Origin of the sequence: Rhodococcus sp. PvR044 (genome assembly GCF_040548995.1) — a bacterium.
Classification (GTDB): Bacteria; Actinomycetota; Actinomycetes; order Mycobacteriales; family Mycobacteriaceae; genus Rhodococcus_G; species Rhodococcus_G oryzae.
This window is the reverse complement of sequence record NZ_JBEPSX010000003.1, coordinates 155,759-174,411: the sequence shown is the minus strand read 5'-3', so window position 1 is coordinate 174,411 and position 18,653 is coordinate 155,759. Positions and strand designations below refer to the sequence as shown.

17 protein-coding genes and 1 pseudogene are annotated in these 18,653 nt (G+C 68.5%); 7 read left to right on the top strand and 11 right to left on the bottom strand.

Features of this window, described 5'->3' with window-relative positions; translation table 11 throughout:
- Nucleotides 1-69: 69 nt before the first annotated feature.
- The 3 genes from ABIC28_RS09340 to ABIC28_RS09330 all read right to left on the bottom strand — a co-directional run bounded on the left by ABIC28_RS09340 (nt 70) and on the right by ABIC28_RS09330 (nt 4,323).
- Entirely contained in the window at nt 70-2,211 is a 2,142-nt protein-coding gene (locus ABIC28_RS09340) for a 3-hydroxyacyl-CoA dehydrogenase NAD-binding domain-containing protein (RefSeq protein ID WP_354578562.1), read from the bottom strand.
- A gap of 31 nt (nt 2,212-2,242) precedes the next feature.
- Entirely contained in the window at nt 2,243-3,457 is a 1,215-nt protein-coding gene (locus ABIC28_RS09335) for an acetyl-CoA C-acetyltransferase (RefSeq protein WP_077043968.1), read from the bottom strand.
- A gap of 290 nt (nt 3,458-3,747) precedes the next feature.
- A complete protein-coding gene (locus ABIC28_RS09330) occupies nt 3,748-4,323 on the bottom strand; it encodes a CGNR zinc finger domain-containing protein (RefSeq protein WP_354578559.1) in 576 nt (191 codons plus the stop codon).
- A 101-nt stretch (nt 4,324-4,424) separates the two neighbouring features.
- Here ABIC28_RS09330 and ABIC28_RS09325 point away from each other — a divergent pair, with 101 nt between their 5' ends.
- The 5 genes from ABIC28_RS09325 (at nt 4,425) to ABIC28_RS09305 (ending at nt 8,697) form a co-directional block, all read left to right on the top strand.
- A complete protein-coding gene (locus tag ABIC28_RS09325; protein ID WP_269589562.1) occupies nt 4,425-5,270 on the top strand; it encodes an SDR family NAD(P)-dependent oxidoreductase in 846 nt (281 codons plus the stop codon).
- Between the two features lie 201 nt (nt 5,271-5,471).
- Entirely contained in the window at nt 5,472-6,410 is a 939-nt protein-coding gene (locus tag ABIC28_RS09320) for an acyl-ACP desaturase (RefSeq protein ID WP_097213072.1), read from the top strand.
- 101 nt (nt 6,411-6,511) lie between these two features.
- Nucleotides 6,512-7,477: an alpha/beta hydrolase gene (locus ABIC28_RS09315; protein ID WP_097213073.1), complete on the top strand. Its 966-nt coding sequence runs from the start codon at nt 6,512-6,514 to the stop codon at nt 7,475-7,477.
- A gap of 97 nt (nt 7,478-7,574) precedes the next feature.
- The gene (locus tag ABIC28_RS09310; protein ID WP_354578834.1) at nt 7,575-7,862 is read left to right on the top strand and encodes a transposase; all 288 of its coding nucleotides are present in this window, start codon (nt 7,575-7,577) and stop codon (nt 7,860-7,862) included.
- A gap of 73 nt (nt 7,863-7,935) precedes the next feature.
- Nucleotides 7,936-8,697 carry a hypothetical protein gene (locus tag ABIC28_RS09305; RefSeq protein WP_354578556.1) on the top strand — a complete coding sequence of 254 codons (762 nt, stop codon included), beginning with the start codon at nt 7,936-7,938 and terminating at the stop codon, nt 8,695-8,697.
- A gap of 174 nt (nt 8,698-8,871) precedes the next feature.
- On the opposite strand, the gene ABIC28_RS09300 is transcribed toward ABIC28_RS09305, so the two are convergent.
- The 6 genes and pseudogenes from ABIC28_RS09300 to ABIC28_RS09275 all read right to left on the bottom strand — a co-directional run bounded on the left by ABIC28_RS09300 (nt 8,872) and on the right by ABIC28_RS09275 (nt 13,726).
- Nucleotides 8,872-9,093 (bottom strand): bacteriocin immunity protein, encoded by a 222-nt coding sequence (locus ABIC28_RS09300; RefSeq protein ID WP_209927850.1) that lies wholly within the window; start codon nt 9,091-9,093, stop codon nt 8,872-8,874.
- A gap of 68 nt (nt 9,094-9,161) precedes the next feature.
- Nucleotides 9,162-9,773: a transposase gene (locus ABIC28_RS09295; protein WP_269589601.1), complete on the bottom strand. Its 612-nt coding sequence runs from the start codon at nt 9,771-9,773 to the stop codon at nt 9,162-9,164.
- A 139-nt stretch (nt 9,774-9,912) separates the two neighbouring features.
- Nucleotides 9,913-10,224: an integration host factor, actinobacterial type gene (gene mihF / locus ABIC28_RS09290; RefSeq protein WP_269589564.1), complete on the bottom strand. Its 312-nt coding sequence runs from the start codon at nt 10,222-10,224 to the stop codon at nt 9,913-9,915.
- Nucleotides 10,225-10,321: 97 nt separating this feature from the next.
- Nucleotides 10,322-10,807 (bottom strand): annotated as a pseudogene (locus ABIC28_RS09285) (SRPBCC family protein).
- Nucleotides 10,808-10,810: 3 nt separating this feature from the next.
- Entirely contained in the window at nt 10,811-11,152 is a 342-nt protein-coding gene (locus ABIC28_RS09280) for an ArsR/SmtB family transcription factor (protein WP_077043144.1), read from the bottom strand.
- Between the two features lie 210 nt (nt 11,153-11,362).
- Nucleotides 11,363-13,726, bottom strand: a complete 2,364-nt coding sequence (locus tag ABIC28_RS09275; protein WP_354578553.1) for a DNA polymerase III subunits gamma/tau — start codon at nt 13,724-13,726, stop codon at nt 11,363-11,365.
- Nucleotides 13,727-13,933: 207 nt separating this feature from the next.
- Between ABIC28_RS09275 and ABIC28_RS09270 the strand changes: the two genes are divergently transcribed.
- Entirely contained in the window at nt 13,934-15,271 is a 1,338-nt protein-coding gene (locus ABIC28_RS09270; RefSeq protein ID WP_097213078.1) for an ammonium transporter, read from the top strand.
- 117 nt (nt 15,272-15,388) lie between these two features.
- Complete coding sequence (locus tag ABIC28_RS09265; protein ID WP_420030250.1) at nt 15,389-17,086, top strand: alpha/beta hydrolase; 1,698 nt, start codon at nt 15,389-15,391, stop codon at nt 17,084-17,086.
- A gap of 72 nt (nt 17,087-17,158) precedes the next feature.
- On the opposite strand, the gene ABIC28_RS09260 is transcribed toward ABIC28_RS09265, so the two are convergent.
- Nucleotides 17,159-17,644 (bottom strand): hypothetical protein, encoded by a 486-nt coding sequence (locus ABIC28_RS09260; protein ID WP_354578550.1) that lies wholly within the window; start codon nt 17,642-17,644, stop codon nt 17,159-17,161.
- A 168-nt stretch (nt 17,645-17,812) separates the two neighbouring features.
- Nucleotides 17,813-18,457, bottom strand: coding sequence for a TetR/AcrR family transcriptional regulator (locus tag ABIC28_RS09255; protein WP_257017615.1), 645 nt, complete (start codon nt 18,455-18,457; stop codon nt 17,813-17,815).
- Nucleotides 18,458-18,653: the final 196 nt, after the last annotated feature.

Below are 18,653 nucleotides of genomic sequence, written 5' to 3'. Positions count from 1 at the left end.
GGGCCGAAAATGCCGAAGGCCCCTTTCGTTCGACACTCCGAACGAAAGGGGCCTTCGGGCGATTGGAGCCTAGGCCTTCAGCGAGGCGGGCGGGGTGAAGCGCTCGCCGTACTTGGCGGCGAGCTCCTCCGCGCGCTTGACGAAGCCGGCCTTGCCGCCCTCGTAGCCGAGGACGTACTGGTGCACGCCACCGGTCCAGGCCGGGAAGCCGATGCCCATGATCGAGCCGATGTTGGCGTCGGCGCTGGTCATCAGGACGCCCTCGTCGAAGCACTTCTGCGTCTCGATGGCCTCGATGAACAGCATCCGCTCGATGAGGTCCTGGATCGGGGCCTGGTTCGAGCCCGAGTTGAACTGCTCGCGCAGGCCCGACCAGAGGCCGGTGCGCTTGCCGTCGACGTAGTCGTAGAAGCCCGCACCGCCGAGGCGGCCCTTGCGGTCGTTGCCCTCGACGAGGAAGTTGATGACGTCGCCTGCCGGATCGGCGGGCAGTTCCTTGCCCTCGGCCAGCGCCGCGGCCTTGGACTCCGCGCGGATCTTCTGCATCAGCGTCAGGTTCAGCTCGTCCGAGAGCTGCAGCGGCGCCGCCGGGTAACCGGCCTGCATGCCCGCCTGCTCGATGGTGGCCGGCTCGATGCCCTCGGCAACCATGCCGATGGCCTCGTTGATGAAGGTGCCGATGACGCGCGAGGTGAAGAAGCCACGCGAGTCGTTGACCACGATCGGGGTCTTGCGGATGGCCTGGACGAAGTCGAACACCCGGGCCAGCGCCTCGTCGGAGGTCTTCTCACCGCGGATGATCTCCACCAGCGGCATCTTGTCGACGGGCGAGAAGAAGTGGATGCCGATGAAGTCTTCCTGGCGCTTGACGCCGGTCGCGAGACCGGTGATCGGCAGCGTCGAGGTGTTGGACCCGAGCAGCGCGTTCGGCTCGACGATGTCCTCGATCTCCTGGAACACCTTGTGCTTGAGGTCCTGCGACTCGAACACGGCCTCGACGACGAAGTCGACGCCCGCGAAGTCCGCCGCGTCTGCGGACGGGGTGATGCGCGCCAGCACGGCGTCCGACTTCTCCTGCGTGGTCCTGCCGCGCGAGAGGGCCTTGGCCTCGATCTTCTCGGAGTACGCCTTGCCCTTGGTCGCCGCCTCGATGGTGACGTCCTTGAGCACGACCTCGAAGCCGGCCTTCGCCGAGACGTAGGCGATGCCCGCGCCCATCATGCCGGCGCCGAGCACACCGATCTTCTTGATCTCGGTCTTCGCGACGCCCTCGGGACGCGAGCCGCCGCCGTTGATCGACTGCAGGTCGAAGAAGAACGCCTGGATCATGTTCTTCGCGACCTGGCCGGTGACCAGCGAGGTGAAGTAGCGCGACTCGATGGTCAGCGCGTTGTCGATGTCGACCTGCGAGCCCTCGACGGCCGCGGCCATGATCGCGCGCGGGGCCGGCATGGGCGCACCCTTGAGGGTCTTGCGCAGGTTCGCCGGGAACGCGGGCAGGTTCGCCGCGAACGCCGGGGTGGCGGGGGTGCCGCCGGGGATCTTGTAGCCCTTGACATCCCACGGCTGCACGCCGGACTCGGGGTTGGCCTTGATCCACGCCTTGGCGGCGGGGACGAGCTCCTCGACGGAGGAGACGACCTCGTCGACCAGGCCGACCTCCTTGGCCTGCACCGGTCCACGCTGCTGGCCCTGCAGCAGCATCTGGGTCAGCGCGGTCATCAGGCCGAACATGCGGACGGTGCGGACGACGCCGCCGCCGCCGGGGAGCAGGCCGAGGGTGACCTCGGGCAGGCCGATCTTGACGCCCTTGACGTCCGCGGCGATGCGGTGGTGGGTGGCCAGCGCGATCTCGAGTCCGCCACCGAGCGCGGCACCGTTGATGCAGGTGACGACCGGCTTGCCGAGGGTCTCGAGGCGACGCAGGTCAGCCTTCAGCGTGATGCTGTGGTTGAAGATCTCCTCGGCGTTCTCGGGGCCGACCTTGATCATGTTCTTCAGGTCGCCGCCGGCGAAGAAGGTCTTCTTGCCGGAGGTCAGCACGACGCCGGTGATGGCGTCCTTCTCCGCGTACAGCCGGTCGACGGTGGCCTTCATCGAGGCGATGTAGGCCGCGTTCATGGTGTTCGCGCCCTGGTTGGGGTCGTCGATGGTGAGCACGACGATTCCGTCGGCGTCCTGCTCCCAGTTGATGATGTTCTGCTCGCTCACTGCTTCAGTTCTCCTGGTAGTCCGGGCCGCGTCAGACGCGCTCGATGATGGTGGCCACGCCCATGCCGCCGCCGATGCACAGCGTGATGAGCGCGTAGCGGGCGTTGCGCCGCTCGAGCTCGTCGACCATGGTTCCGGTGATCATGGCGCCGGTGGCGCCGAGCGGGTGACCCATCGCGATGGCGCCGCCGTTGACGTTGAGCTTCTCGTCGGGGACGTTCATGTCCTTCTGGAACTTGAGCACCACGGACGCGAACGCCTCGTTGATCTCGACGAGGTCCATGTCCTCGATCGTCAGACCCGCGGCGGCCAGCGCCTTCTTGGCGGCAGGCGTCGGGCCGGTCAGCATGATGGTCGAGTCGGCGCCGGAGGTGGCGGTGGCCACGACGCGGGCGCGCGGGGTCAGGCCCATGTCCTTACCGGCCTGCTCGGAGCCGACGAGCACCAGCGCGGCGCCGTCGACGATGCCGGAGCTGTTGCCGCCGTGGTGGACGTGGTTGATCTTCTCGACGAAGTGGTACTTCTGCAGCGAGACGGCGTCGAAGCCGCCCATCTCGCCGACCGTCGCGAACGCGGGGGCGAGGGTGCCGAGCGACTCCGCGGTGGTGCCGGGGCGCATGTGCTCGTCGTTGTCGAGGATGGTGATGCCGTTGAGGTCCTTGACCGGTACGACGGACTTGGCGAAGTAGCCGCCCGCCCACGCCTTGGCGGCCAGGTCCTGCGAGCGCACCGCGTAGGCGTCGACGATGTCGCGGGTGAAGCCCTCGATGGTGGCGATCAGGTCGGCACCCACGCCCTGCGGCACGAAGTAGTTGTCGTAGTTGGTGGCCGGGTCCAGCGCCCACGGGCCGCCGTCGGAGCCCATCGGGACGCGGGACATCGACTCGACACCGCCTGCGATGACCAGCTCGTCCCAGCCGGAGCGGACCTTCTGCGCGGCGATGTTGACGGCCTCGAGGCCGGAGGCACAGAAACGGTTGAGCTGCACGCCGCCGACGGTGTCGGGCAGGCCGGCATCGTTGACCGCGATGCGCGCGATGTCCATGCCCTGGTCGCCGACCGGGGTGACGACACCGAGGACCAGGTCCGAGATCCGGTTCTCGTCAAGGTCGGGGAAGCGCACGCGCAGCTCGTCGATCAGGCCGGTGACCAGCGAGATCGGCTTGACCGAGTGAAGCGAACCGGTCTTCTTTCCTCGGCCACGTGGGGTTCGGATGGCTTCATAAATGAATGCCTCTGTGGTCACTGTGAGGTGTTCCTTCCTGTGCACGGCTCCGCCGCGTGCGTGGTGTTCGCAATGGCAGTTCAAAACGTCATCGCCGGGCGCCGACTCGAGCGGCGCCTGACCCGAGGCATAGACCTCGACGCAAGCCATACTAGAACTCGTTTCAAAATTGGGTCTAGGACCGAACCGAGCGGGCTCTGTGACCGTTGCGATCCTCGCGATGGGCCGGGGTCGGGCTCGGTTCTAGCGATGTGCACGGTCCAGCCCGCCGGCGGTGCTCAGCCCGGAATTGCGCGCGGACGTCGGTCCGTTCAGGAACCGGACAGCTTCTGGCGCTGACGATAGGCGCGCATGGACACCTGTGAACCGCACCCGGGGCTGCAGAAGCGGGCCGCCCGGTTGCGGGTGCGGTCGACGAAGCCGAAATGGCACGGCGGGTTGCAGCACGCCTTGATCCGCGTCCAGTCACCGCCGCGCGCCACCTCGGTCACCGCGGCGAGGATGGCGCCAAGAGCACCGGGGACACCGGTGGATCCGGCGGCGAGCTGCGCCGACTCCGTGGTGATGACCGTCGTCAGGGGGTAGCGGGTGCCGGCCTGCCGGAGATACCTCTCCGCGTCGGCGATCCGGGCGTCGTCGACCGCGGGGTCACCCGCGTGTGCCAGGAAGACCGTGACCAGCGCATCGCGGAGCTCTCGCGCGGCTGCCGCATCCGAGTCGGTCACGACGGTGTCGGTGGTGAGCAGGTCCTGCTCGACGGCCCAGTCGGCCAATCCCATGGCCGTGCCGAACACCTCGGTGTTCCCCGCGCCGTCGGCCCTCGTGTTCACGAACCGCAACACCAGATCGGGGCGGCTCGGCGTCGGCGACTCATGCACTGCGTCCACCCCCGACACGATACACAGCGGATGCGTCCGTATGGCAAAGGGCCGCAACATCTGAGCTATTTCCCTCGCAACGTTGTGAGCTACCGTGTTACGGTCGCAACATGACCACTTCAGAGACTTCAGCGAACACCCCAACCGTCTGGTTCGTCACCGGCGCTTCGTCCGGCATCGGGCGCGAGCTCGTGCGCCAGGCACTGGAAGCCGGTGAAGCGGTGGCAGCGGTGGCGCGGCACACCGCGGGCCTCGACCAGCTGGGCGAGCCCGACCTGTTGCTCACGATCGACGCGGACGTGCGCGACGAGGCCGCCGTGCGAAAGGCGGTCGAGCAGACGGTGGCGCGGTTCGGACGTATCGACGTCGTGGCGAACAACGCCGGGTACGGACTCTTCGGCGCGGTCGAGGAGGCGGACGACGCCCAGGCGCGGGCGATCTTCGACACCAACGTCTTCGGCGTGCTGAACGTGCTGCGCGCGACCTTGCCCGTGCTGCGGAGCCAGCGGTCCGGCCACATCCTGCAGGGCTCGTCCTACTACGGTCAGACCGCGGACCCCGGAGTCGGCCTGCTCGCGGCGACGAAATACGCCGTCGAGGGACTCACCGATGCGCTGGTCGCCGAGGTGGCTCCGCTGGGCATCAAGGTGACTCTCATCCAGCCCGGGCTCACCGCGACCCCATTCCTGGGCAATCTCGACGCGGCCAGCGCGACGCATTCCGACTACGACCAGACGGTCCGCGCGGTGCAGCAGGCAATCGGGGCGCTGCCGGGGTCGGCGTTCTCCGGCGTGGACCGCGTTGCGGCCGGGATCCGCGCCGCCGTGGCACGTGAGAACCCGCCGCTCCGTCTGGCGTTGGGTGTCGCGGGCGCCGATGCCATGCGGTCTGCGCTCACCGCGCGCATCGCCGAACTCGACGAGTGGGCCGCCGTCACGCAGACCGTCGACGCCTGAGCACCCGGTCGGGCACCCGCGACACGGACCGGGCCAACGGCGGGCCACGCGTTGACGTGCAACGGCGCGTGGCCCGCCGCCGAATCTGTGGCTTTCCTGGAAGTGTCGCGACTCGCGGTGTTCAATAGGGCCTGGACAACCGCGGGCATCGCCGCGGGCCAGGTACTGGTTCTCGAGGTTCTTCCTTCCCAAGGAGTTCTCATGACCATGACGTTCACCCAGCTCGACCTGCTCAGGGAGCTCGAGCCGACGGTCGAAGCCAATCTCAACCGGCACCTGTCGATGACCAAGAACTGGAATCCGCACGACTACGTGCCATGGGACGAGGGCCGGAACTTCGCGGAAATGGGTGGGGTGGACTGGGACCCGGACCAGTCGCGGCTCTCCGAGCTGGCGAAGATCGCCATGATCACCAACCTGCTGACCGAGGACAACCTGCCCTCGTATCACCGTGAGATCGCCGCCAGCTTCTCCCTCGACGGGGCGTGGGGCACCTGGGTCAACCGGTGGACGGCGGAGGAGAACCGGCACGGGATCGTCATGCGCGACTACCTGGTGGTCACCCGCGCCGTCGACCCCGTCCAGCTCGAGCAGTACCGGATGGAACACCTGACCAACGGCCTCGACTCGCCGCTGAACGCCGCGTTCCTGCCCTCGGTCGCCTACGTGACGTTTCAGGAGCTCGCCACCCGGCTCTCACACCGCAACACCGGACATGCCTGCGCGGACGACGTCGCGGAGCGGATGCTCGACCGGATCGCGGCGGACGAGAACCTGCACATGGTCTTCTACCGAACCCTCGCAGGCGCCGCCATGGACCTCGTGCCCGACGCGGCGCTCGAGGCGATCACCGACGTGCTGCTCAATTTCCAGATGCCCGGCCTGTCCATGCCCGGCTTCCGGCGGAACGCGGTGCTCCTCGCCAAACACGGCATCTACGATCTCCGGCAGCATCTCGACGACGTCGTCATGCCGGTGCTCCGCATCTGGAACGTGTTCGAGCGCAACGACTTCACCGATGCGGGCGAGCGGGCGCGGGACCGGCTGGCGGCGCACCTCGACGATCTCCGCCGCGCAGCCGAGCGGTTCGAGGAATCGCGGGATCGGATGCTCGCCCGCGAGGCCGCGCGCGCGGAATAGTCGTCGCACGCCGGGCGGGCGACGGCAACGCTGGTCGGCGGCACGCCGCCGCCCTATCGTGGTGGAACCGAAAGCCGGCACAAACGAGGGGCAGCAGGCCGATGCAGGGATCAATTGTGTGGCACTGGAACGTCAGTCTTCGAGCACGGCTGGTGTTCTGGTTCGCGAGAATCTTCATCAAACCGCTGTTCACGGTGTGGCCGATGTCCGATCGCGGCATCCTCGCGCTCGGGAAGCTCGATGAGTGGTCCGACCGGACGCCCGCTCCCAAGGGGGTGAGCGTCGAGCCGGTGACCCTGGGTGGGGTGCCGTGCGAGAAGGTCACCCATCCGAGGCGCGCAACCGACGCCCTGCAGGGCGCGACCATCCTCTACTTCCACGGCGGCGGATTCGTCTTCTGCGGGCTGGCCACCCATCGCGCCGCCTGTGGGGCACTCGCGGCCCGCTCGGGAGTCCCGGTGATCTCGGTCGAGTACCGGCAGCTGCCGTACGGCGGCATCGGCACCTCCCTGTTCGACGCGATGGCCGCCTACACCGCGCTGCTGGAGACCTGTGAGGACCCGACCCGGATCATCGTCGCCGGCGATTCCGCGGGCGGCTATCTCGCGATGAAGGTTGCCGAGATCTGCGCGTTGCAGGGCATCACGCCGCCGGCAGCGGTCATCGGGTACTCGCCGCTGCTCAATGTCGACCTCGAGTCACACGACCCGGAGTACATGAAGCGCGACGCCTACCTGCCGATGCGTCAGGTACGCAATCTCAAGGACCGCTGGCTCGCGGGTCCGGACCTGATCGTCGGGGCGCAGTCGCCGGTGGCGGCGGACCCGACTCTGTTCCCGCCGGTGTTCCTCTCCGCCGCCGAGTACGAGCTGATGCGGCCCGACGTCGAGATCATGACCGACCGGCTCGAGCGGGCCGGTCGGCCGGTGGAGACCCACCTGTGGAGCGGTCAGATCCACGCCTTCCCGGTGCTCGGCATCATGCTCGAGGAGAGCAAGACCCTCATCGCGCTCAGCATCGAATTCGCGAGGCGGAACGTGGCGTCGCGCGAGCGTCGTTCGGCCTAGGGCGCGTCTGACAAATGAATCGGCGGCGCGCTGAGAGTCTGGAGCCGTGTCGCGGTTTCAGGTTCTCTCGGATGCGCAGTAGTCGTTGATCGAGGGGATGCTGCCGCGGCCGACGGGGCGCAACGGGCGGCCGTTCGCGGACGCGCGGACCATGGTCGAGGGGATCATCTACCGGTGTCGGTGCGGGATCGCGTGGCGTGATCTGCCGGAGGTGTTCGGCCCGTGGGGGCGAGACGAACAGCAGTGGCTGGCACGCAGTGTCGCCGACCGCAAGATCCTCGTCATCGCGATGGAGGAGAGACACGTAGCGAGTGGGAGGCGTTCAACGCGGCTGGCGACGCGCGGCAGGAGCACTGCGAGGCATTCAGGAATACGCGGCCGGTGACGAGTAAGGGGTCGCCGGCGCGGGTCACGGTCACGGCCGTGAAGCAGAAGGAGACGAAGGCATGACGCACTTTGTGGGAGCCGTCCTCGTCCCGAATGAAGTCACTGATCAGGAGCAGTACCTCGCCGAGGTACTCGAGAAGTTCAGTGAGCATCGCGAAGTCGACCGGTACGTCGAGTACACGCGCGAGCAGTTGATCGCGAAGGAGCGCACCGAGATTGAGGAGTACCGCGACGGCCGGTATGCCATGTACCTCGCCGACCCTGCGGGGTACGCGAAGGAGTGGATGAACCCGCAACACCTCGCATACCTCTCGGCTCCCGAGTCCGACCAGTCGGGTTTCGCATTCAAGCTGACGAAGATCGACGACGCCGGGTGGCTGTACGAAGAGGCAACGAAGTGTTACGACGCCGAGGACATCGGCGAAGACGGAGAGGTGTACTCGACGTACAACCCCGACTCGCGCTGGGACTGGTGGGTCGTCGGTGGCCGCTGGGAGGACGTGTACCGGGATAGCCAGTGCGAGCCTGTGGCGGAGCTGGTCACGGTGCTAGCCGAGACGAAGGCGGCACTCGAGCGAGGCGACCAGTTGCGCTCGGCGCCGCAGGAAGGCCACCCGGGGGAGGAGCCCGAGCGGCGGCTGCCGTGGTGGTTCCCGGGCCACCTCGTGACCCTGCGCGGCGACGACGGCGAAGCCGACTGGATCGCGGTCTGCCGTACCGGGTGGTTCGGGTTCCATGACCGCGACATGACCGAGGCCGAGTGGATCGACCACCTCCTGCAGATGCTCGAGGGTGTCGCGGCGCAGGTCGTCTACATCGACTTTCACAACTAGGGCGTGTCTGACAATTGGTCTGGTGGTGCGCCGAGCGGCCGTGAGCTTGAGTTTGTCGGCGAGGCCGGCAGAGCGCCGATCAGTGTTCGGGGCTCTCCCGTGTCGTCTCTGGACGCCCGCTCAAGTCCCACCTGCGCCACCCCGATCGGCGTCGTTCGGAGTGCTGGTAATGCTCTAAAGCGTGAAGGGCCTGTAGGCCAATGCGCGATCAACGATCTCTTCGGGCGTGAGCGTGGACACGGGCCAGTAGATCAGGTCGGACACATTCGGGTCGGGCACGTTGGCCAGCAGTACTTCGAGAAGTCTGTCTTGCTCTTGCTCAGTTCCCTTTGCTTCTTGAAGTTGGCGGACGATACCGACGAGTTCGTCGCGGCCGAGTGCTTCATGATCACCCACGAGCACGATCATAGGACGGTGATGGCACTAACCAGCTGCAGCATCTGATAGGGCCCGGGTCCAGACGATTACGGCGTTGAGGATGACGGCGGCACGGTAGACGACGGCGTGCTTGTCGTATCGAGTCGCGAGGCCTCGCCATTGCTTGATGTGGCTGTAGCGGCGCAGATGACGCTGCGGTTCTTGTAGTCGGCGGTGTCGAGCCCGACAGGTCTGCCGCCACGTGATCCGCGCCGCTTGCGGTGTCCCTTCTGATCGTCGGGTTCAGGGATGACGGCCTTGATACCGCGGCTGCGCAGGTGCGCGCGGATCGCACGCGATGAATACGCCTTGTCGCCACGCACCGCATCGGGCCGGGTCCGTGGTCTGCCGATGTCGCGCCCGATGCGCAGCTGTGACATCAACGGCAGGAACATTGGCGAGTCGCCGGCCTGCCCCGGCGTGATCAGTGTGACCAGCGGGAGCCCGTTGCCGTCGACGAGCTGATGGATCTTCGTCGACAACCCACCGCGAGACCGTCCAATGGCATGGTCAGGCGGCTCTTCCCGCAGATTCGTGTAATTCGATCCAGCCCCCTGTGAGGCGGGTGGTGTTCGTCGCGTGCTGATGCGCGCGGACGATCGTGGAGTCCACCGACAGCGACCAGTCGACAAGCCCCGCCGTGTCGGCCGCGGCAGCATCCCCTCGATCAACGACCACTGGGCATCCGAGAGAACCTGAAACCGCGACACGGCTCCAGACTCTCAGCGCGCCGCCGATTCATTTGTCAGACACGCCCTAGTCCTGTCCGAGAACCCTCGCCGAGCGAATGGGGTGAGTTCAGCCGAGTTTCGCGAGTAGGTCAGCGCGCTGGCGCGAACCCAGGCCGGACACCCGTCGTGTCTCCGCGATCCCGACCGACTCGGCGATGTCGCGAGCCTTGATCTTCCCGAAATGAGGAAGGGACTCGATCAAGTAGAGCACCTTCGTCTTTCCGACGATCTCGTCCGACTCTGCTCGGTCCAGGATCTCGGTGAAGGTGAGTTTTCCCGACTTGAGGCCCTCACGAAGTTCCGACCGGGCCTTGCGGGACGCCGCTGCCTTCTCCAGGGCCGCGGCACGTTGTTCGGGAGTCAAGGTGGGCAGTGCCATGATGGGCATCCTCTCGCTTGGTTACCGACGAACCCAGGCTAGAACGGTGCCGTCGTTCGGCCGTTCATTGCTGAACCGCGTGTCGGCGACGTGTCGATCAGGAGGCGATCAGCTCGTCGATCTGGTTGATCGCCGACGAGGCCCCCTCGATCACACCCATGTCCAACACCTGCTGCAGCGCCTCGGCAGACTCGTAGGTGCTCACATATGTTGCGCGGGTCCCACCATCGCGCTCCGCGAAGGTGAAGACGTTCTTCGATACGGGCAGTTCGGGATTCGAGTTGAAGTCCAGGTCGGCGAAGCCGTCGTCGAACGAGAAGCTCGTCGGCTCGTCAACGGTGGTGATCTGCCACTACCCGGCGAACTTCTCGCCGTCCGGGCCGGTCATGAAGTAGGTCGTACGGCTGCCGGGCGTGAGGTCGTGGTCGACCACCGTCGCCGGGTAGGTCGGCGGTCCCCACACCTTCTCCAGCTGGCGCGGGTCTTCGTAGACCTGCCAGATCCGCGTAACCGGCGCCGCGAAGTCGGCGGTGATGGTCAGGGTCAGGTTGTCGAGGTCCTGCTGGACGTTGGTCACAGGCATGATTCACTCCTCCTTGGTCGAGTCGGATGCAATGAGTTCATCGATTCGCGCAATGCGGCCGCGCCACACCTGCTCCAGCTCGGTGAGCATGGACGCCACCGATCGCACCGCCGCCACGTCGCCGCTGGCCAGCTGCTCCCGACCGCTGCGCCGCTTGGTCAGTAGGCCGGCCTTCTCCAGTACCGCGACGTGCTTCTGTACCGCCGCGAAGCTCATCTGGTACTTCGCCGCGAGCCCGGAAACCGAGTGCTCCCCCGCCAGCACGCGGCGCATGATGTCGCGCCGGGTCCGATCGGCGAGCGCGAAGAACAGGGCGTCCGCCCGGTCCTCATCGTCTCCGTTCACTCACCCAACATACAACCAATCAGTTGTAGGTTGTCAAGACCTCGGCGACGGCGACGGTTCCGAGTACGGAGCCCCTCCGCCGAGTGTGCACCTGGGGGCACCTCCCTGCACGAAGTGCTTGGGGGAACGGGGCAAAGGCCCAGGACAGGCGACGACAGCTGCACACTCGGCGGGGCGGGCGCGGGAGGGTGAGCGAACGAGACGGGCTTGTCAGCCGTCGATTCGCTTGGCCCCGAGGTGGGTCTCCAGCAACTGGAGCGCGATCTCCTCGGGATCGCGGCGGACGGACGGGTCGGCCGGCTCGGCGGCCTGCGCCATCATCTCTTCCTCGTCCTCCGGGGTGACCGACTCGGGCGTGGCGGGCGGCGGGCCCGGATCGTCCGGATAGTCGGGTTCCTCGGGCGGCGGGATGTCATCGGCGCCTGGCCCCGACGGCGACTCGGTCCGCGGGGCGGGCGCGGATGCCGCCTGCTCCTGGCTCGGACGCGAGAATCGCGGCGCGCCAGCCGGTTTCGCCTGCTGCTGGCGGGCGGGCTGAGCGCGCGGAGGAGCATCGGCCGGCGCGGCGGTACCGACCTCGCAGTCGATCGCCCAGTCCACGCCGAACACTTCCCGCAGCGCGTCGCGGATCACATCGGCGTTGCGCGGCTCCACCAGACGCTTGGCCAGCGGCGCGGAGGCATGGATGAGGATGAGGCGGCCGTTCTCCACCGCCCGGACGGTGGCGCCCGAGAGCATCACCTCGACGGTGCGGCTCCGGTCTCGCACCTTCGCCCTGACCTCGGACCACACGGCGCGGACCGCGGTGGCGTCGGGCTGACCGGCCGCAGCGGGCGCGGACACCGGCGGCGCGACCTGCTCGGACGGCGCCGGCTCGGGTTCCGCGACGGCCGCCGGTTCCGGTTCGCGCACAGGCGCCGGCTCGACGGGAGGCGCAAAAGGTTCGGGTGCAACGGGTTCGGGCGTGACCGCTTCCGGGACAACGGGCTCGGGAACGACGGGCTCGGGGACAACGGGCTCGGGGACAACGGGCTCCGAGCCCGAAGGTGCCGGGGCAAGCGGTTCCTGGGCCGCGAGGGCGGGCTCCGGCGACTGCGGGGCCGGGACCGGCTCCGGCGCGGCGGCGGGCACCTCGACCGGAGCGGCGGCGTAATCCGCGGGTTGCGGCACACTCGGCTCCGGCGCACCACGTTCGGCCGCCACAGGGGCGACGACCTCCGGCGGGACCGGCTCGGACCGAACCGGCGGGGCCGGTTCCGGCGACGCCGGTTGAACCGGTTCCGGGTGCCGCTGCTGCGCCGCCGCGCGCTGCGACGGACGCTGGTAGATCGGCTCGGGCTCCGGGGCACTCGGCCGCGCCGCGGGCTCCGCGGGCGCGCTCGATCGTGTTCCGGCGACCGGCTCCGCGACCGGCAGGCCACCCTCGGCCCGCCGTTCGAGCCGCTCCAGCCGTTGCAGCACAGCCGATTCCGCATCCGTTGCGGACGGCAGCAGCATCCGGGCGCACATCACCTCGAGCAGCAGCCGGGGTGCCGTGGCCCCCCGCATCTCCCCCAGTCCGGCATGCAGGACCTCGGCGTAGCGGGCCAGAGTCGCGGGACCGATCCGTTCCGCCTCCTCGCGGATCCGCTCGAGCACGTCCCCTGGGGCGTCGACCAGGCCGCGCTCCCCCGCATCGGGGACCGCCCGCATCAGGATCAGGTCGCGGATCCGCTCGAGCAGATCCACCGCGAACCGTCGCGGATCGTGGCCGGCGTCCATCACCTTGTCCACGGTGCCGAAGAGCGCGGCGCCGTCACCGGCGGCGAGCGCATCGACCGCGTCGTCGATGAGCGCGACGTCGGTGACGCCGAGCAGGGACAGCGCGCGCTGATAGGTGACGCCCTCGTCGCCCGCTCCGGCCAGCAGCTGGTCGAGCACGCTGAGCGAATCGCGCGGCGATCCGCCGCCCGCGCGGATCACCAGCGGATAGACCGGGGCCTCGACGGCAACGTTCTCCTGCGCGCAGATCTTCTCCAGCAATCCGCGCATGGTCGACGGCGCGAGCAGCCGGAACGGGTAGTGGTGGGTGCGCGACCGGATCGTCGGCAGCACCTTCTCCGGCTCGGTGGTCGCGAAGACGAAGATCAGGTGCTCCGGCGGCTCCTCGACGATCTTGAGGAGCGCGTTGAAGCCCGCGGTGGTGACCATGTGGGCCTCGTCCACGATGAAGATGCGGTACCGGGACTCCGCAGGCGCATAGAACGCCCGGTCACGCAGCTCTCGGGTGTCGTCGACGCCGCCGTGGCTGGCGGCGTCCAGCTCGATCACGTCGAGGTTGCCGGGGCCGCCGGGGGCGAGCGCCACGCACGACGAGCACACACCGCACGGGGTGGAGGTCGGACCCTCCACACAGTTCAGCGACCGGGCCAGGATCCGGGCGGACGACGTCTTGCCGCAGCCGCGCGGGCCCGAGAACAGATACGCGTGGTTGATGCGTCCGGCGTCGAGGGCGGTGCTCAGGGGGTCGGTGACGTGCTCCTGCCCCACCACCTCGGCGAAGGTTGCCGGTCGATATTTCCGGTAGAGGGCCACGCGGAGAGGGTACCGGCGAAGGGCGACACCGCGTCGGCGGACCGCCGTCCCCCGGCCTCCGGCGCCGGAACCCGCACCTGCGCGGCGGCCCGGGTGAGCGGAATCCGAAACACAGCCGCAACACATTGGCAGCGCAGGCGAAACCACGACAGGCCATCGTCACCACTCGCGTGCGGCCGAGGCCCGCACGCGTGAGGAGAAACCGACGTGCCCGAGACCATCGACGCCGGAGCCACCGCATGGCTGCTGGTGAGCACCGCCCTGGTCCTATTGATGACACCGGGGCTGGCCCTGTTCTACGGCGGCATGGTCCGCTCCAAGGGCGTGCTCAACATGATCATGATGAGTTTCGTCTCGATCGCCCTGGTCACCGTGGTCTGGCTGGTCGTCGGTTACAGCCTCGCCTTCGGTGAGGACATCGGCGGCGGCCTGCTCGGCGGACTCGAGCACCTGGGGATGGCGGACATCACCCCGGCCACCGTGCACAGCGGCGTCCCCGAGTTCCTGTTCGCCACCTTCCAGCTGACCTTCGCGATCCTCACAGCCGCTCTGATCAGCGGTGCGATCGCGGACCGCACCAAGTTCTCCGCGTGGATGGTCTTCGTCCCGATCTGGGCGCTGGCCGTCTACGCGCCGGTCGCGCACTGGGTATGGGGTCCGGACGGCTGGATCGCGCAGCTCGGCGCGCTCGACTACGCGGGCGGCCTGGTGGTCGAGATCGTCTCCGGCGCGTCCGGGCTGGCGCTGGCGCTGGTCCTCGGCCCGCGCATCGGCTTCCGTTCCGAGCCCATGCGACCGCACAACCTGCCGCTTGTGCTGCTCGGCGTCGGACTGCTGTGGTTCGGCTGGTTCGGGTTCAACGCCGGTTCCGCGCTCGCGGCCAACGGCACCGCCGCGGCCGTCTTCCTCAACACCCTGGTCGCGGGCTGCGCGGGCATGCTCGGCTGGCTGCTCGTCGAGCAGAAGCGCGACGGGCACCCCACCACCTTCGGCGCGGCCTCCGGCGTGGTGGCGGGCCTGGTCGCGATCACCCCGTCCTGCGGCTGGGTCACGGTCCTCGGCGCAGCCGTGGTCGGCACCCTCGCCGGCGTCGTCTGCTCCTTCGCGGTGGGCCTCAAGTTCCGTTTCGGCTACGACGACTCGCTCGACGTGGTGGGCGTGCACCTGATCGGCGGCATCGTCGGCACGGTTCTGATCGGCCTGCTCGCCGCCGAGGTGATGACCGGTGGTGCCGAGGGGCTGCTGTACGGCGGCGGGCTCGCCCAGCTCGGCAAGCAGACGCTGGCGGTCGTCGTGGTCGGCCTCTACGCCTTCGGGGTCACCTACGCGCTCGGCAAGGCGATCGACCGGTGGATGGGCTTCCGGGTCAGCCGCGAGGACGAGATCGCCGGCGTCGACCTGGCGTTGCACGCCGAGTCCGCCTACGAGCACGCGGTCCTCGCCCACGGCGGGCCGACCGGGCCGCCGCCGGGGATCTTCTCCCGCGAGCACGACGAGCAGCGTCATCGCCCGGCCGAGCCCGACCCGGACGACGTCACCGACTGAACCGGGACGCGCCGCTTCCGGGTTCGATACGATCCGCCCGGTCCGGATAGGTAGGACCGCAGCAGCCGCCCCTCCCACCCGGAGGCGCCCGCGACCGGACCAGGAACGACGATGACGATGACGACGACGCTCCCCCCGGCCGGGTCGCACCCGGCCGACGCCCCGAACACCGACGGATTCGCCGATCGCGCACGCCGCTACGGCCGGTCACTGCATCCCGTCGGGCTCGCCGTCGCACTGCTCTTCTTCTGCTGGTCGCTGACGCCCTCCCTGCTGCCACGCCTGTGGTACCTGCAGGGGGTCGCCACCGGCATCAGCATCGCGACGGGTTACGGGATCGGCTGCCTCGCGGCTTGGGCGGTACGCAGATGCGGCATCTCGCCTCGATACTCCGAGCGGACCAAGCGGATCGGACGATGGACCCTGCTCGGGTTCACGGTGGTTCTCGTCCCGGCCTTCGCGATCCTCGGCGCGGTGTCCCAGCAGGTGGTGCGCGATCTCGTCGGCGTCGAGGAGGAACACGAGGCGAACTACCTTCTGGTGCTGATGATCTCGCTGGGCATCGCGGCGTTGCTGCTCTGGATCGCCCGCGCCTCCAGGAGCGCCACCAACCGGATGGCGGCGTTTGGCCGCCGCTACATGCCCGCACCGATTGCCAGGATCGCGAGCCTTGTCGTCGTGGTCGCCGTCGGCCTGATGATCGTCGACGGCATCGTGTACCAGGGACTCATCGGCCTTGCGAACCGGTCGGCGGCCGCGGCCGATCACAGCACCGCAGTCAACGTGGTCCGACCCGAGATGCCCGAACGCTCAGGATCTCCGGCGTCCGCCGAGCCGTGGGAGAGCCTCGGGCGAGAGGGTCGCACCTTCGTCGCGGGCGGCCCGAGCGCCGAGCAGATCACCGCGGCCACCGGCAGGCCCGCGCGGACGCCGATCCGGGTGTACGTGGGCCGCGAGTCCGCGGAGTCGATCACGGACGCCGCCGATCAGGTCGTCGCGGAACTGGTGCGAACCGGGGCCTTCGACCGCGCGGTGCTGGCCGTCGCCACCGGCACCGGCCGCGGCTGGGTCAACGCCTCGGTGGCGGGCGCCCTCGAGTACACGGCCGACGGCGACTCCGCGATCGCGTCCATGCAGTACTCCTTCCTGCCCAGCGCGTTGTCGTTCATCGCGGACCGCGAGTCACCGAAGGCGGCGGGGCGGGCGCTGTTCGAGGCGGTCTACGCGGAATGGGAGTCGCGGCCCGCCGAGAGCCGCCCGAAGCTGCTGGCGTTCGGCGAGAGCCTCGGCTCCTTCGGCGGCCAGTCCGCGTTCGCGGGCGCCCAGGACATGCTCGCCCGAACCGACGGCGCGCTGTGGGTGGGTACGCCGAACTTCTCCCCGCAGTGGTCGGCCGTCACCGCGGGCCGCGATCCCGGTTCGCCCGAACGACTTCCGGTGATAGACGGCGGTGCCAACGTCCGGTTCGCCTCGGCCGCACAGGATCTCGAACTCGACGGCCCCTGGGGCATACCCCGGATCGTCTACTGGCAGCACGCGAGCGATCCGATCACCTGGTGGTCGTTCGACCTGTTGCTGAACCGACCGGACTGGCTGCGGGAGCCGCTGGGCCCTGACGTCAATCCGGACATGCGCTGGATCCCGTTCGTCACCTTCTGGCAGGTGACCATGGACATGGTCTTCTCGGCGGACGTGCCGGACGGCCACGGGCACACCTTCCAGGCGGACGCCGTGAACATCTGGGCGGACATCCTCGCGCCCGACGGCTGGACGGCAGCGGACACCGAGAAGGTGCGCGCCGCAATGGCCGAGTAGGCGTGCCGCGCCGCCCGTGAGTGCTTGTGGCCCCCCTCGAGGCCACAAGTACTCACAGGCGGCGGAGCCGCCTCAGGGGTGCATGGTGATGGTGTAGCCGGCGTTCAGGTTCGGGAAGCCGGTGTCCACGGTGCTCGCGATGCCGTAGTAGACCCCGTCATTTCCGGTCATCCGGGTCCCGTCGAGGCTCACGTCGCCCTGGTAGTTGTTGGCCATGAACACGGCCTGGGCGTCGCCGGGCAGCCCGTAGGTGACATCGACACCGATCCCCCGCGGATCGTTGTTCGTCGCGGTGACGATCTCCGAACTCCACGGCGCGAGAACCGCGCGCGGCCCCTGGATCCACTCGCCGTACGGATTGCCCGAGCCCTGCAGCACCATGGGCTGACCGGTGTTGTTGGTGATCGTCATCGCGATCGTCGGGCCGGTCGTGGGGAGCGTCCCGGCGGACGCCGCCGCACCGGTGAAGCCGACGGTCGCGGCGGCGAAGGCCAGGGCGAGCGGGGGCAGGGTGGCGATGCGGGCGAGGCGACGGCGACGAACGGTGGCGATACTCATGATGAATGATCCTGTCCGAGTGAGTGTTTGATATCTCGAGCCGGACCATTCCGGCGCTGAGACAACTATCACCCGTTTCCGCCTCGGGTTCCGTCCACCGGACGGGCCCCACAGCGGATGAATCCGTTGTCCCCCGATCGGGGGACAACGCGTTCGGCCCGGCAGGCGTTACGACGCGGCGGGGGCCGTCAGCGCCGGGAACCAGATGTCCGTCAGGACCTCCGCGGCCTCCTCGGCGGAGACATCGATCGTCCCCAGCATCGCCCACCGTGTGAAGAACCGTTCGAGTTGCGTCACAAGGAGTTCGACGCGCAGCCGGGCCTCGTCGCGCCTGTCTTCCGGCCAGCGCGCGAGGTAGCTCGTCATCGAGTTCGGGAGGGCGAGGATCCCATCCCGGGCGACGGCCTGGAAGTCGGACTCCAGGGCAGTCGCCTCGTCCCAGGCCGGGAGCATCTCTTTGTATTGGTGGAACCACTCGATGGCCCGGGTGATCCAGTCCGTGAACTCGGCGCGCGATCCGGTGTCGAGCACGCGGTCCAGGTCTTGATAGAACGCCAGGGCGCTCGGCGCCATGCCGTCCCCTGCCACCGCCAGCAGGATGTCCACCTTGCCGGGGAAGTGCAGGTAAAAGGTCGCCCGGCTGCAGCCGACCTCGGCGGCGATGTCATCGACCGTCACGGCCGCGTAGCCCCTGGCAGCGAAGAGCCCCCGAGCCGATTCCAACAGCCGGGCTCGGGTCGCCCGCTTCTGCTCGGCTCGGAGCGTGCCACGCCTGTTGCCCGTGCTCGTCGCATTGCTCACTGCATCCACCACCAATCGGAGTTTACTCGCGGCCCATTCAGTCGCCGCAGCGCCAGCAAAGCGACCTTACGTCATTCACTTGACACGCCGTCAGTCAACGCTATTCTATGTCGTAGGTCACACCATGTCGTACATACCGCTATCGTCACAGTCGCGATTCCACCGGCGCACAACCGCGCCGGCCGGGAAGGGACGAGACCGCGGCCCC

Coding starts and splice junctions, on each gene's coding strand:
- ABIC28_RS09325 (WP_269589562.1), top strand. CDS start 4,425: ATGACCACTTCAGAGACTTCAGCGAACACCCCAACCGTCTGGTTCGTC.
- ABIC28_RS09310 (WP_354578834.1), top strand. CDS start 7,575: ATGCTGCCGCGGCCGACGGGGCGCAACGGGCGGCCGTTCGCGGACGCG.
- mihF (WP_269589564.1), bottom strand. CDS start 10,224: ATGGCACTGCCCACCTTGACTCCCGAACAACGTGCCGCGGCCCTGGAG.
- ABIC28_RS09320 (WP_097213072.1), top strand. CDS start 5,472: ATGACCATGACGTTCACCCAGCTCGACCTGCTCAGGGAGCTCGAGCCG.
- ABIC28_RS09265 (WP_420030250.1), top strand. CDS start 15,389: ATGACGACGACGCTCCCCCCGGCCGGGTCGCACCCGGCCGACGCCCCG.
- ABIC28_RS09260 (WP_354578550.1), bottom strand. CDS start 17,644: ATGAGTATCGCCACCGTTCGTCGCCGTCGCCTCGCCCGCATCGCCACC.
- ABIC28_RS09295 (WP_269589601.1), bottom strand. CDS start 9,773: ATGCTGCCGCGGCCGACACGGCGGGGCTTGTCGACTGGTCGCTGTCGG.
- ABIC28_RS09315 (WP_097213073.1), top strand. CDS start 6,512: ATGCAGGGATCAATTGTGTGGCACTGGAACGTCAGTCTTCGAGCACGG.